Here is a 12,262-nt window from a genome sequence, read left to right as displayed (position 1 = left end):
GATGCGATCGCAAAAAGTATGCACTACCGACCGCCATCAAACACCCTGATCACAAACAGCTCATCCGCGCCAGTGGTCACAAACCTATCCATCGGCTGAAACCCCAACCGGTGCCACACCCGCAAGGCCCGTTGGTTGAAGGCGGCAATTGTGACCCGCAGCCTCGCGGCATTGTAATGGGCTATCCCATAGGCCATTCCTAACCCAGTGACCATTCCAGTGCTGAGGAGCCATATAGAATTAATTACTAACATTAACGGTGTGAGCTGTGAGGGGATGCTATGAGGCGTGGAATCAGATATGGGCTGATGGGCAGTTCGCTGCTGTTGGGCCTAGGGTTTACCCCCATGGCCGCCGCGGCCATCAACGGCTTTGTTACTCACCCCGCCGATGCGGCTGGCCAGCTTACCATCGCCTCTACTCCAGCTGCCGGCGATGACTATACTCGGGCCATGGAAATTGGCTATGCTGCCACCGAACAGGGGGACTATCAAACTGCCCTAATCAATTTTCGCCGAGCTCTACAGGCCCGTCCCGGTGATCGCTATGCCCTAGATGCCCTCGCCAATGTGGAATCCTATATCCAGCAACAACGGGCGGCGGCGGCCCGGCAGCAAGAAATCGCTGAGCTGCAGGTGCGCCTGACACGAGCCGTCGCCGCCAAAGACTGGGCCTGTGCTGCCACCACCGTCGATCGATTGATTACCTTGGTTCCTCCTGGCTCTTCCGATCGGGCTAAACTCGTGGCCTACCGCGGTGAACTAGCTGGTTTTCTGGAAGCCAGAACCAATCTAGATGCTTGGTCCACTATTTGTCCTGGTTAGTCATGAAGATAGATCGTCCTGGGGCGCCTGAATTGACCCCTGAAGAACAACATCACCTGAATGAGCTGAAACGACTCGTGCAACAGGCCGTTGCCGATGGCCGCCTCTCACGAGATGAATCGGACCGCATCCGGCGAGCCATCCATGCCGATGGCAAAGTTACCTTCGAAGAGCTGCAGATGATTCGAGAGACGATTCATACGGCCTTAGGCTCTGCCGACTTAGAAATTGACTGGGATTGATGCCTCTGAATGGGTACCGCTTACACTCACCATCACACCATCCAACCGGGCCACAGTTTTCCTTTGGGCGCTACGGTGACACCGGAAGGTGTCAACTTCTGCGTCTACTCCAAAGAGGCTACGGCCATTGAGCTGCTGCTGTTCGCAGATGAGCAAGCCGACTATCCCAGCCAGATCATTCCTCTCGATCCTCAGCACCACCGCACTTCCTTCTACTGGCATGTCTTGGTGCCAGGCTTAGGGCATGGCCAGGTGTACGCCTACCGAGCCTACGGAGTGTTTTGTCCCGAACGCGGCCATCGTTTTGACGCCGATAAGGTGCTGCTGGATCCCTACAGTCGGGCCGTGGTCGGCCATGACCGCTACAACCGGGAAGCGGCTCGCTATCCCGGAGACAACTGTAGCCAGGCGCTGCGGGGGGTCGTGGTTGACACCAGCCGCTACGACTGGGAAGGGGATGAGCCTTTACGGATTCCCTATGCCACTAGTGTCATCTATGAGATGCATGTGGGCGGCTTCACCCGCCATCCCAACTCAGGGGTGACAGCGGCTAAGCGCGGCACCTTCGCTGGGGTGATTGAAAAAATTCCCTACCTGAAGCAGCTGGGCATCACTGCCGTGGAGTTGTTACCGATCCACCAATTTGACGATCAAGATGTGCCGCCCCCCCGCAAAAACTACTGGGGATACAGCACCATTGCCTTTTTTGCCCCCCATCAAGCCTATAGTTGCCGCCAGGATCCCTTGGGGCCGGTGGATGAATTTCGGGACATGGTCAAAGCCCTACATCAGGCCGGCATCGAAGTGATTCTAGATGTGGTGTTTAACCACACCGCCGAGGGTAACCATAACGGCCCCACCCTCTCCTTTCGGGGCCTCGACAATGAGACCTACTATTTACTGCAAGAGAATCGTGCTGACTACGCCAACTACAGTGGCTGCGGCAACACCGTCAAAGCCAGCCACGCTGTCGCTGGGCGGCTGATCATTGATTGCCTCCGCTATTGGGTCTCGGAAATGCATGTGGACGGCTTTCGCTTTGATCTGGCCTCGGTGCTATCCCGCAATCTCTATGGTCATCCGGTCGACGATCCCCCAATTCTCTGGAGCATTGAGTCTGACCCAATTCTGGCCGGTACTAAGCTGATTGCCGAAGCCTGGGATGCGGCCGGATTGTATCAGGTGGGCAGCTTCATCGGCGATCGCTTTGCTGAGTGGAATGGACCGTTTCGCGATGATGTCCGCCGCTTCGTTAAAAGCGACTCTGGGAGCGTGAAACCCCTGGCAGAACGCATCATCGGCAGCCCCGACATCTATCAGCAGCCAGGGCGAGAACCCAACCGCAGCATTCACTTCGTCACCTGCCACGATGGCTTTACCCTAACTGATTTGGTCTCCTATACCCATAAGCATAATCAGGCCAATGGCGAGGACAGTCGCGATGGTACCGACGCCAACGACAGTTGGAACTGTGGTCAGGAAGGCCCTACTCAGGATCCAGAGATAGAGGCGTTGCGCCAACGGCAGATTAAAAATTGCCTGACGATTCTCTTCTTTTCCCAGGGCACTCCCATGCTGCTGATGGGGGATGAAGTGCGGCGCAGCCAAGGGGGCAACAATAATGCTTACTGCCAAGACAACGAGATCAGCTGGTTCGACTGGGATGGCCTTGAGAAGCACGCAGACCTACTGCGCTTTACCCGCGACTTAATCGGGCTGATTCAGAGACTGCAAATTTTTCGCATTACCCATTCCCTAATGGTCACAGAGCACTGGGTGAAGCAACCCCATATCGTCTGGCATGGGGTCAATCTTGGCCAGCCCGATTGGAGCCATGATTCCCATAGCTTGGCCTTTACCCTGCGCTACCCTGCCTATGATGAGCAGCTGCACGTCATGTTAAATGCCTTCTGGCAGCCCCTACCTTTTCAATTGCCGCCCCTGAGACCAGGTGATCACTGGCACCATCTGGTCAACACGGCCAAACCACCTCCCCAGGATCTGACTCTGCCCGGCCAAGGCCAGGCGATCACGACTCCACTCTATGAGGTGTCTTGCCGCAGTGCAGTGGTGGTAATCGCTCAAAGGGCTCAGTAGACTGCGGTGTAATGGCGGTGCTGCTCAGGGTCTGCTACGCGGTCACCAGTGGGCAGGCATAGCCTCCTGGTGTGCCTGGGAGTTGCGATACCGATAGGAGCTTGCTAGATTAACTAATGTAACAATTATTCATAAATCAGGGTGCTAGATGGTCAAGTGTGCTCTTAGAGGCCAGCACTAGACGCCGTCAGTTCTCCGCAGCTACCCTCCCCTTCTACTATGGTGCTCCAGCTTTCGATGGATGTTATGCAGTTAGTCGCCCGGTATGACTCTGGATACCGCGACTTTAGCCGCTTTGACCTGAGTGAAGCTCACTTGACTGGGCTGTTTCTGCCAGGGGTAAGGCTATACCAAGCGGATTTAACCCGGGCCTCCCTGAAACAGGCTATTTTGACGGCAGGAAACTTGGCTGGGGTGAATGCCTGGCGGGTCGACTTATCCGGGGCCAATCTGCAGCAAGCCTGTCTGGAACGGGCAACATTGATTCGAAGCAGATTCCAGGAGGCTGACCTATCTGCGGCGAATTTGAGACAGAGTGATTTACGGCTGTCTAATTTGAGGCAGGCCTGCTTAGCGGGGGCGGACCTACGGGGTGCTAACCTCTGCTATGCAGATCTAACGGATGCCGATCTCAGCCAGACCGATCTGCGCCATGCTAATCTCACCGGGACTGTCCTGACTCGGACAGTCTTAACGGATTGTCGTTTGCAGGGGACTGCCCTAGGGGTAGAAGATACCGGTTCTAGACAGCGACGCCCCCGCGCTTACTGAGGCGAAGGTACAATCAGGCCTCGGCGAGTGGCCCAGAGTAGGCGATCGATGGCTGCGCGTTCTTCATCATCTAAGGTGCTGGATAAGATGGCTGTTCTCAACCCGTAGCGATCGGTCAGGGTGAGGGCGCGGGTGTCGGCGACTTGGGCCATAATTTCTCCCAGGGCAGAGGGGAGTAGACAACAGGGGGCAACCATAGGCTAGCGAACTCCAAGCGATGTCTTAATAATCCGTTCAGGATTCTGCCTTTGCCGTGATAGTGATATCCCCGATTACGTGATCTTCATAGACGGCAAGCGTGATCCCACGGATGTCTCTAGCCTTGGCAATTCACAGAAACTTTGTGATGTTGATCACGTTTGCAATGCTGCGGTAAACCACTGCAGCCACGACTGTCAGTGGTGCCAAAACCTGGTACCGTATAGGGCGCTTAAATTAGGAGTATAGCTGTTGCGCCCTTGCGCCCTGCTCTATGAGGGCTATGCGAACCGGTATTATTTATTCCCGTAGCTTAGCCCGTTGCTTGAAGTGTTCGAAGTCAATGACGTTGGACGTGCGAGCAGTTTCCCAGACGTCTTGGATGATGGAGCTTAAGGGCGGCAAGACGGCTAGCACCAGTTGACCCGTCGGTTGATTCCTACCAGTCATATGCATGATCTGGGGGACGCCAGAATTATTGGGCATGACCCAATTCACCTCATCGTTACTCACCACCAGATGCTTATTGCGCAGACTGCAGTCAAAGCCGTTGTCGTTTAGGAAGGTGACGATTTTGCGAATGGCCTGTAGGGAGGCATGGCGCCGCAAATAGGTGATGGCACGAACTTCTAAAACCTGCTCCCAGGAGTACAGCAGCATCGGGGGCCTAGTCTGTTGGCTGAGCTGAGGCACGACGATGCCTGTTTTTGCTAGGTAGGTGAGTCGTCCTAGGGTTGTCTTGGCGAGGATCAAGGTTTCGCGCCGGGTGAACTGCTCCATAGGGGTACTGGAAAATGGGGACAGTCGGCCACGTTATCCCCAATCTACGCTACTCCCTCTGGAAACGGCATAAGTATATTGACTTATGAGGTTGGCATTAACCGCCGCTGACTGGTGGAATCAGGACCACTTCGTCGCCGTCCTGTAGGACTTGCTCGGGCTCGGCAAATTGCAAGTTGACGCCAAATCGAGTGCGATCGCACCATGGCGCTAACTCGGGATGATCCTGCAGGATGCGATCGCATACCATTGCCACCGAAGCCCCCGGGGGCAATTCCAACGTCAATTCTGGCAGCCCATAGGCATCTTGGTAGATAGCAAACAGCTTTACCGTCACAGTTACCGCGGCCATGGTCTTCACCTGTTTAGGACCCCATTGATCCTATCAAGGGCCTTATCCTGTTTTTCCCTGCTGGCGCTACAACAAGGGGCTAGGGGATGAGAGGACAAGATCTGTAGCTATGGCTGGCCAAAGAAGGCCGGATAGACGAAGGCAAACGCCGTCGAACTGGGAATCACCGTGCCATCGAGCTCTTCTACAACCACCGTCTCTAGGGTGTCATCCCAGCGAGCCCGCACCTGGCGGCCGTCGAACTCCACCGTCTGGCTGCCCTGTTGCCGCAGCTGCTCATGGATAAACTGATGACTGTCGCCAGCGAAGCGATTGTGGGGGGTTTGATCGCTGGCCTGCCAAATATAGCTGACGATGGCCTTAGGATGCTGATCGAGATCCGCCTGATTGCGGATAGGGAAAATCAACTGATCATCGACGTTATAACTGCCGTAGGGATAACTCTGGTAATCCCGACTGTAGCCGGTGTCTGTCGATAGAATTTGGCTATCGGGATGCTGGGCCAACCAATTGCCCAGAGTGGTCTTCACCGCCGGTACCCGAGACAACGAATGATTGACCTTGGGCCCCACTACCCCTAAAGTCCAGGGCTGGGCATAGAGGGTGTCATCGTTGCGATCGTACATGACCAAGCAACTCTGGTAGAGCTTCCCCGAGACGCCAAAGGTGGTGTCGCCCCGTTCAACCACCGCAATCGTGTCACACAGAGGACAGTAGGTAATCGACAACGGCAGGCCGCCCACGCTGTCGTTGACGATCTCATGCCAATTCATAATGCCCAAGGGATAGGCCTTGGCCTTGCCGTTGACCACCACCCCAATGACCGTCTCATTGGCGGCAAAGGGGGTTGTCTCTGGCGTGTCAAACTGGGGCGCATCAATGCTGGGGATGCCATCCTTCGGTGGCCCCCCATTCAAGAGCTGGTCGAGGTCGATGCGACTGTGGCTGGCAGGGTCCACGTCTTTTTGACGCAAATCCTGCAGCTCCTTGGTCTGATCGTGGAAGACCTGAGTCAGGGAATAGTACTGCAGCTTGAAGTTTTCCCATCCCCCCGCCTCAATCACCAAGGCACTTAACAGTAGCACCAGCAGGGATCCGGCCCCGAGCACACCTTTCAGGATTAGCCGCGTCATCGTCGTTCTTGCCATCGTTGCACTATTAGTTAGCGTCCAGACTGTAGCTGAATCCCAGCTGAAGCCCCTCTGAGAACTCCCTGGGAATTCGCTGAGAAGGTAGTTCAGGGAAATTTAGCCCCAAGTGGCTCTTGGCCTCTACACTCCCATCTCCCCGTAGTCAGTGTTCTCACGTATTTTTTTCACGTATTTGACGATATCAATGTGACTTTACGACTGTGCATCTTAATTGGATTTACCTGAGAGCTTAATCCTTATTTAATTAGGATTAACTCTTAATTTACCTCTGAAAAAAGTATCTATGGGACGATTGGTTATGTTTGGAGGTCACCATCGTTTTCACCATGATGAAGCTATTCATCAGCTATTTCTAAATGTTTCCTGTAGATTTCTTTGGGCGTCATCGTTTCTTCCGACTTCTTTTACTATCCGTCTTATCCCTGATTGTATTTTCCGGGCTTGTTTCTAAACACTATTTTTCTGCATCGGCAGAGATGGGGCGCTATACGATCGATCTACCCATCTACGGTCGAGTGAATTATCAGGAGATGATAAGGCAGGCCGAATCATTAGTGGGCCAAACGATCAGCAGTGAATTTCGCAAAGATCCTGCTCTGACGGACATTGAAGTCGTTGTCCTAGGGGAGCGAAATGGCGAAATTGTACCGATTCTAGCGGCTACGGTTTCTCGAACACAGTGGCAAGAAACGCCCCAGGTCAGTGCTTGGACCGAATACTACGGTGCCTCCCATGCCCTATTGCAGCGCCACGAGGAAGGGCAGGAAGGGGCCGCCGTGGCGTCGGTGAGATCTGCGGCTGGCCGGGGACGAAATCTATCGTCTTCTGAGCAGGCCCAGGTTGATCGGGCCTTGGATGAAGGTCGCCTGACGGGCGATGTAGCTCAAGCCTATCTGCCTGATTTGGATTAGACAATTCTAGGCCGAGATGGTTTGAGGATGATGCAACACCTCGATTTAAGGAGACCTGACCCTAACGGTAAGGGGCCTTAGATCGTGTCGATGACAACGTAGGGAGCGAGAGGAACATCCCCATGGATTGTGATAACGGAATCAGTAACAAGTCAGGCAATCGTCCCTTTCAGGACGTCCTAAAAGCCCGACTATCTCGACGGAATGTGTTAGCCAAGGGCATGATACTATCTGCTGCTGGCTTTGCCACTGCCCTTGTCGGTAATAAGGCCCTGGTGCAGGCCGCCTCCGCAACCACTGGTCAGGAAGCCAGTACTACTTCAACGGTGGGGTCTGGAGCCACCATCGCCCAAGCAGGTGGATTGGTTAACTTTGAATCTGTTGCGATCGCCAATGGTTCGGGGCCTGTTCCCACCATTTCCGAAGACTATGAATACCAGGTGTTGATTCCCTGGGGCTCTACTCTCGATGGGAGTGCCGGTGGCTATGGTGGCGATCCCAACACTCGCCCCACGGCAGAAGAGCAAAAGAATCTGATTGGCATCGGCCATGACGGCATGTGGCTCTTCCCCATCGGCGACGGCAATGATCATGGCATGCTGGCCATCAACCATGAGTTTGGGGTGAATACCCATGTGCTGGGCAAGCCTGACCCCACCAGCCTGGAAGATGTGCGCCTGTCTCAGCATGCCCACGGCGTCTCCGTGATTGAGATCAAGAAAATCGGCGGCAAGTGGCAGCCGGTCAAGAGTAACAATGCTCGCCGCATTCACGTGAATACCGACGTGACCTTCAGCGGTCCCGCAGCCGGTCACCCTTTGCTAGACAACCCGGCTGGTAATTCTCCTCAGGGCACGGTGAATAACTGCGCCTACGGGAAAACACCCTGGGGTACCTACCTCACCTGTGAAGAAAACTTTCACGGTTACTTCGGCGATGCCACCGGCACCTGGACGCCGACGGACGCTCAGGATCGCTATGGATTCAGCACCGATGGCTTTGGCTATGGCTGGCAGAACTTCGATCCTCGCTTCGACCTCTCCAACTCTGACTATGTCAACGAGAACCATCGCTTCGGTTGGGTGGTGGAGATCGACCCCATGGATGCCACTCAAACCCCGGTGAAGCGGACGGCCATGGGTCGGTTCAAGCATGAAGGGGCTGAAATCACCGTGGGTCGGGGTGGCCGTGTTGTCGCTTACATGGGCGACGACGAACGCTTTGACTACATCTACAAGTTTGTGTCCGAGAGCAACTGGCGTTCCATGCGAGCTCGGGGCATCAGCCCGTTGGATCGCGGCAAGCTCTACGTGGCGAAGTTCAACGATGATGGCACTGGCGAGTGGTTGGAGCTCACCATCGATAACCCGATTCTGAGTGCTCAATTCAGCAATCAGGGCGAGCTACTCGTTAATACCCGCCTGGCGGCTGATACCTTAGGGGCTACGCCCATGGACCGGCCTGAGTGGGCCACGGTGAGTGATTTCAATGGCAAGGTTTACTTCGCGTTGACCAACAACAGCCAGCGGACCATGCCCGATGCTCCCAACCCTCTGGCGCCTAACCCCGATGGCCACATCCTGGAAATTGATGATAACGCCCGATTCACGGGTACCACCTTTAAGTGGGATATCTTCATTCTGGCCCAGGATACTCGCGGGACAGAGGGAGTCTTTACCGACCCCGACGGCATGTGGGCGGACCCTGACGGTCGCCTGTTCATTGAGACCGACGGTGGTCAACCGGATGGGCTGAACAACCAGCTGTTGGTGGTTGATATCAGCACTGGAGAAATTCGCCGCCTCTTCACCGGTGTGTTTGAAGACGAAATCACCGGGCTGACGGTAACGCCCGATCGGCGCACCCTGTTCATCAATACCCAGCACCCTGGTGATGGAGATCCTACCGTCACTAACTTCCCGGCGAATCAGGGGAGTGGCAAGGTGCCTCGGGATTCCACCATCGTCATCAGACGCAAGGACGGTGGCATCGTCGGGTCTTAGATTAACGGGACCATGGGCTTTTTGATGGGATGAAAAGCCCATGGTTACGGCAAACTCTCGATGTCGCGGCGGCCAGGTAATCCAGGGCTGATGAGTCAATGGTCAGGGGCTGCACTCAAGCGTTGGCCAGTCAGCTGAGGACATGACTGCCGGCTAAATGGCCTAGTCCAGGAAGGCTGACTGGCCCTCATCCCACCACGCCTTGTGGCGGCGGGGGCTACCTGGCCCATGGCCGCAACCCCAGACAACGGTATTTCCAATCCGCTCATAGTTTGTGTCGGCTTCTACTGAAGGCTGACCAAGGCAGTATCGAGATGCGATCGCATGCAGGATGTATCCACCCCATTGTCGGCCTGGCAACAGGTAAAGCAGGGCAAGCTGTCCTGCCGAGATGCCCTGGCCCTATTAGTGAATTCCCAGGGAGAGTTGAATCTGACGCTATTAGACGAGGAAGTCGGCAGCCGGTTCTTTCAGTTTTTTCCTGGGCAAGCCCTGCCGCCAGTGGTGCCCCTGTTGCTGTGGCGCAACTGCTTCTATCTGGGCAGCCCGGTTGCCCTGAAACAGGAGACGGTGCAGCAATTATGCGATCGCAGCGGCACCACCATTGAGCTCATTCCCATTACTGCCAAGAGCTATCGCACCTGGTATCACAGCCGCAACCTAGATGTCAGCCAGATCCAGGCCAACCCCCTGCTTGATCCCCTGACGGGGGAGCAGATGCAAGAAGACGTCGGTGAGACCACCGAGCTCTTTCTGGCCAAAGCTGACGGCCAACGCGAGCGGATCAAGGCCATTATTTCCAGTGCCCTACGCCACCGAGCCAGTGACATTCACCTGGAGCCCACCAGCACCGGCTTGCGGGTGCGATATCGCATCGACGGGGTGCTGCGCAATATCACCACCCTGCCGTTAGACATCAGTCGCCGGGTCATCGTAGCCCTGAAAGTGATGGCCAACATGGACATTGCCGACAGCCGCCGTCCCCAGGATGGCCGCATTGGCGAGCAATATGCCCTGGGCCAAGATGACCTGAATATGGACATGCGAGTCAGCACGCTGCCCTGTGTCGGCGGCGAGAAAGCTGTCGTGCGTCTACTGCCCCGAGAAAACCCCTTCTCCACCGTCGATAAACTCGGGTTCTCCCCCAGAGCGCTGGCAGCCTACAAGACCTGGCTACAACAGCCCCAAGGGTTGATCATCTTCACCGGCCCCACTGGCTCCGGCAAAACCAGCACTCTTTATACTAGCCTGCAAGAAATCGCCACCGCAGATGTCAATGTGGTCACGGTAGAAGACCCGGTCGAGTATGTACTGCCCTGCATCACCCAAACCCAGGTAAACGAGGCCGCCGGCATGACCTTTGCCGCCGGGCTGCGCGCCATTCTGCGGCAAGACCCCGACATCATTATGGTAGGAGAGGTGCGAGACCACGCCACCGCCGAAACCGCCGTCCGGGCCGCCCTCACTGGTCACCTGGTATTTACAACCCTGCACACCAACGATGCCGTGGGCGCCATCCCCCGCATCAAAGACATTGGCCCCGACCCCGGCCTGATCAGCGATGCCCTGTTGGGGGTAATTGCCCAGCGCCTGGTCCGACGAGTATGTCCCTACTGCAGCGAACCGACACCCCCAAATGCCCACAGCATTAAACTCCTGGGCCTGAGTTCATCCCAGATCCAGCAGGCCAACTGGCGACGAGGCCAGGGCTGCAGCCAGTGCTTCCAGTCAGGATACCTGGGGCGCGAAGCCATCGTCGAACTCCTGGAAGTCGATGATCGCATTCGCGAAATCATGTACGACGGCACCATCACTCAGCTGCAGCATCACCTCAGCAAAATCGGCTTCCTCTCCTTCCGCAACGCCGCTATCGAGAAGTTATTAGCCGGAGCCACAACTCCGGAGGAAGTGCTGAGGGTCCTCCCCCGGAGTGCTCTGACGCGAAAATCAGCTGCCGATGCCGATGTTCTACAACTGGTGCCAACCCCCTCAGACGCTCCTGCCATGCCCGCCACTGCCAACATTCATCCCTGATTTACCATTGCCGAGTTCAAACCCGTCTTAATAGCCAGTTTTATTGACGTCTAATTTTCCAAAAACCCGCCAAATGTGACGCATTAATCCACATAAAATTCGAGATAAAATGAGTCTGAGGAGACTAAAATTCTCAGGAACTTTTTGCTTTTTCAATGAAAAACTGAGACATTTTTTTACTTAAAAATAGACCCGCTAAGTGCTTTGGATTACATTGGAATACTAGGTAAGTCCTATAAAATTCTCTACGTTGATTCCATGATGTTTACGGTTAGGTATTTCTATGAAACGCTTTGCTTTAGCTGCAACCGCAGCTCTAGGGTTAACAGCCCTAGCCACACCGGCTCGAGCTGCTAGTTGGACCGTTGATTATACTGGTTGGTGGGAAAATGATGGTGGCGGGGCAATTTCCGGCACGATTTCTGCTGACGATGCTGCCGCCCAGGATGGCATCATTTCTCTGGATGAATTAACGTCTTGGGCCTGGGATTGGAGTGGCAATAGCGCTGCCTCTGCCTTCTCCTTCTCCTCTGATGATCCCGCTGCAGAAATTCAGATTGTAGATCCCACGCTTGATAATGGGTTTTACATCAATGGCACGCCTAACCAGCCGTTGTTAGCTGATGATTTAGATCAAGGAGTATTCGCCGCTGACGAATTCAGCCTTGATCTCGAATTTCTATTCGTTGATAACTTCGAAACCGGAGAATTTTCGGAAGGCCTTTCCCAAGGAGCCGTATCGGTGGCTGAAGTTGATACTGATGCTGAATCAGTGCCTGAGCCTGCCATGATCTTGGGGCTATTTGCCTTGACCGGTGCCGGTGCTACTACCCTCAGACGTCAGCAGCAGGATGTCTAGTCATCAAAGCAGCAAGGGAAATCCTAATAGGGTTAAGCCT

At 55.0% G+C, this 12,262-nt stretch carries 13 protein-coding genes; 8 read left to right on the top strand and 5 right to left on the bottom strand.

Annotation, left to right across the window (positions count from 1 at the left end; translation table 11 throughout):
- Positions 1-23: 23 nt before the first annotated feature.
- Positions 24-215 carry a hypothetical protein gene (locus tag XM38_RS16405; protein ID WP_137455145.1) on the bottom strand — a complete coding sequence of 64 codons (192 nt, stop codon included), beginning with the start codon at positions 213-215 and terminating at the stop codon, positions 24-26.
- A gap of 66 nt (positions 216-281) precedes the next feature.
- On the opposite strand from XM38_RS16405, the gene XM38_RS16400 reads away from it, so the two are divergent.
- The 4 genes from XM38_RS16400 (at position 282) to XM38_RS16385 (ending at position 3,934) form a co-directional block, all read left to right on the top strand.
- Positions 282-824, top strand: coding sequence for a hypothetical protein (locus tag XM38_RS16400; RefSeq protein ID WP_187329438.1), 543 nt, complete (start codon positions 282-284; stop codon positions 822-824).
- Between the two features lie 2 nt (positions 825-826).
- Positions 827-1,066, top strand: coding sequence for a hypothetical protein (locus tag XM38_RS16395; protein WP_080812271.1), 240 nt, complete (start codon positions 827-829; stop codon positions 1,064-1,066).
- A gap of 9 nt (positions 1,067-1,075) precedes the next feature.
- On the top strand, positions 1,076-3,163 hold the full coding sequence (gene glgX / locus XM38_RS16390; RefSeq protein ID WP_088430424.1) for a glycogen debranching protein GlgX: 2,088 nt from the start codon (positions 1,076-1,078) through the stop codon (positions 3,161-3,163).
- A gap of 219 nt (positions 3,164-3,382) precedes the next feature.
- A complete protein-coding gene (locus XM38_RS16385; RefSeq protein ID WP_088430422.1) occupies positions 3,383-3,934 on the top strand; it encodes a pentapeptide repeat-containing protein in 552 nt (183 codons plus the stop codon).
- Here the strand turns inward: XM38_RS16385 and XM38_RS16380 are convergent.
- From XM38_RS16380 to XM38_RS16365, 4 genes are all read right to left on the bottom strand, one after another.
- Positions 3,928-4,131, bottom strand: coding sequence for a hypothetical protein (locus XM38_RS16380; RefSeq protein ID WP_080812265.1), 204 nt, complete (start codon positions 4,129-4,131; stop codon positions 3,928-3,930). The genes XM38_RS16385 and XM38_RS16380 overlap by 7 nt on opposite strands.
- Before the next feature lie 301 nt (positions 4,132-4,432).
- A complete protein-coding gene (locus XM38_RS16375; protein WP_088430420.1) occupies positions 4,433-4,912 on the bottom strand; it encodes a hypothetical protein in 480 nt (159 codons plus the stop codon).
- Between the two features lie 97 nt (positions 4,913-5,009).
- A complete protein-coding gene (locus XM38_RS16370; protein WP_080807212.1) occupies positions 5,010-5,264 on the bottom strand; it encodes a MoaD/ThiS family protein in 255 nt (84 codons plus the stop codon).
- Positions 5,265-5,371: 107 nt separating this feature from the next.
- Positions 5,372-6,397 carry a DUF3179 domain-containing protein gene (locus XM38_RS16365; protein ID WP_088430418.1) on the bottom strand — a complete coding sequence of 342 codons (1,026 nt, stop codon included), beginning with the start codon at positions 6,395-6,397 and terminating at the stop codon, positions 5,372-5,374.
- A gap of 494 nt (positions 6,398-6,891) precedes the next feature.
- Here XM38_RS16365 and XM38_RS16360 point away from each other — a divergent pair, with 494 nt between their 5' ends.
- From XM38_RS16360 to XM38_RS16345, 4 genes are all read left to right on the top strand, one after another.
- Positions 6,892-7,326 (top strand): hypothetical protein, encoded by a 435-nt coding sequence (locus XM38_RS16360; RefSeq protein ID WP_088430416.1) that lies wholly within the window; start codon positions 6,892-6,894, stop codon positions 7,324-7,326.
- A 122-nt stretch (positions 7,327-7,448) separates the two neighbouring features.
- On the top strand, positions 7,449-9,329 hold the full coding sequence (locus XM38_RS16355; protein ID WP_088430414.1) for a PhoX family protein: 1,881 nt from the start codon (positions 7,449-7,451) through the stop codon (positions 9,327-9,329).
- A gap of 324 nt (positions 9,330-9,653) precedes the next feature.
- A complete protein-coding gene (locus XM38_RS16350; RefSeq protein WP_080807223.1) occupies positions 9,654-11,363 on the top strand; it encodes a GspE/PulE family protein in 1,710 nt (569 codons plus the stop codon).
- 283 nt (positions 11,364-11,646) lie between these two features.
- A complete protein-coding gene (locus XM38_RS16345) occupies positions 11,647-12,222 on the top strand; it encodes a PEP-CTERM sorting domain-containing protein (protein WP_080807228.1) in 576 nt (191 codons plus the stop codon).
- Positions 12,223-12,262 lie beyond the last annotated feature (40 nt).

Origin of the sequence: Halomicronema hongdechloris C2206 (assembly GCF_002075285.3) — a bacterium.
Taxonomy (GTDB): domain Bacteria; phylum Cyanobacteriota; class Cyanobacteriia; order Phormidesmidales; family Phormidesmidaceae; genus Halomicronema_B; species Halomicronema_B hongdechloris.
The sequence above is the reverse complement of the archived record's forward strand: the minus strand, read 5'-3'. Positions and strand labels throughout refer to the sequence as shown.

What these genes read in the sequence shown, in the direction of transcription:
- XM38_RS16405 (WP_137455145.1), bottom strand. Translation starts at nt 215, where the DNA reads ATGGTCACTGGGTTAGGAATGGCCTATGGGATAGCCCATTACAATGCC.
- XM38_RS16400 (WP_187329438.1), top strand. Translation starts at nt 282, where the DNA reads ATGAGGCGTGGAATCAGATATGGGCTGATGGGCAGTTCGCTGCTGTTG.
- XM38_RS16395 (WP_080812271.1), top strand. Translation starts at nt 827, where the DNA reads ATGAAGATAGATCGTCCTGGGGCGCCTGAATTGACCCCTGAAGAACAA.
- glgX (WP_088430424.1), top strand. Translation starts at nt 1,076, where the DNA reads ATGGGTACCGCTTACACTCACCATCACACCATCCAACCGGGCCACAGT.
- XM38_RS16385 (WP_088430422.1), top strand. Translation starts at nt 3,383, where the DNA reads ATGGTGCTCCAGCTTTCGATGGATGTTATGCAGTTAGTCGCCCGGTAT.
- XM38_RS16380 (WP_080812265.1), bottom strand. Translation starts at nt 4,131, where the DNA reads ATGGTTGCCCCCTGTTGTCTACTCCCCTCTGCCCTGGGAGAAATTATG.
- XM38_RS16375 (WP_088430420.1), bottom strand. Translation starts at nt 4,912, where the DNA reads ATGGAGCAGTTCACCCGGCGCGAAACCTTGATCCTCGCCAAGACAACC.
- XM38_RS16370 (WP_080807212.1), bottom strand. Translation starts at nt 5,264, where the DNA reads ATGGCCGCGGTAACTGTGACGGTAAAGCTGTTTGCTATCTACCAAGAT.
- XM38_RS16365 (WP_088430418.1), bottom strand. Translation starts at nt 6,397, where the DNA reads ATGACGCGGCTAATCCTGAAAGGTGTGCTCGGGGCCGGATCCCTGCTG.
- XM38_RS16360 (WP_088430416.1), top strand. Translation starts at nt 6,892, where the DNA reads ATGGGGCGCTATACGATCGATCTACCCATCTACGGTCGAGTGAATTAT.
- XM38_RS16355 (WP_088430414.1), top strand. Translation starts at nt 7,449, where the DNA reads ATGGATTGTGATAACGGAATCAGTAACAAGTCAGGCAATCGTCCCTTT.
- XM38_RS16350 (WP_080807223.1), top strand. Translation starts at nt 9,654, where the DNA reads ATGCAGGATGTATCCACCCCATTGTCGGCCTGGCAACAGGTAAAGCAG.
- XM38_RS16345 (WP_080807228.1), top strand. Translation starts at nt 11,647, where the DNA reads ATGAAACGCTTTGCTTTAGCTGCAACCGCAGCTCTAGGGTTAACAGCC.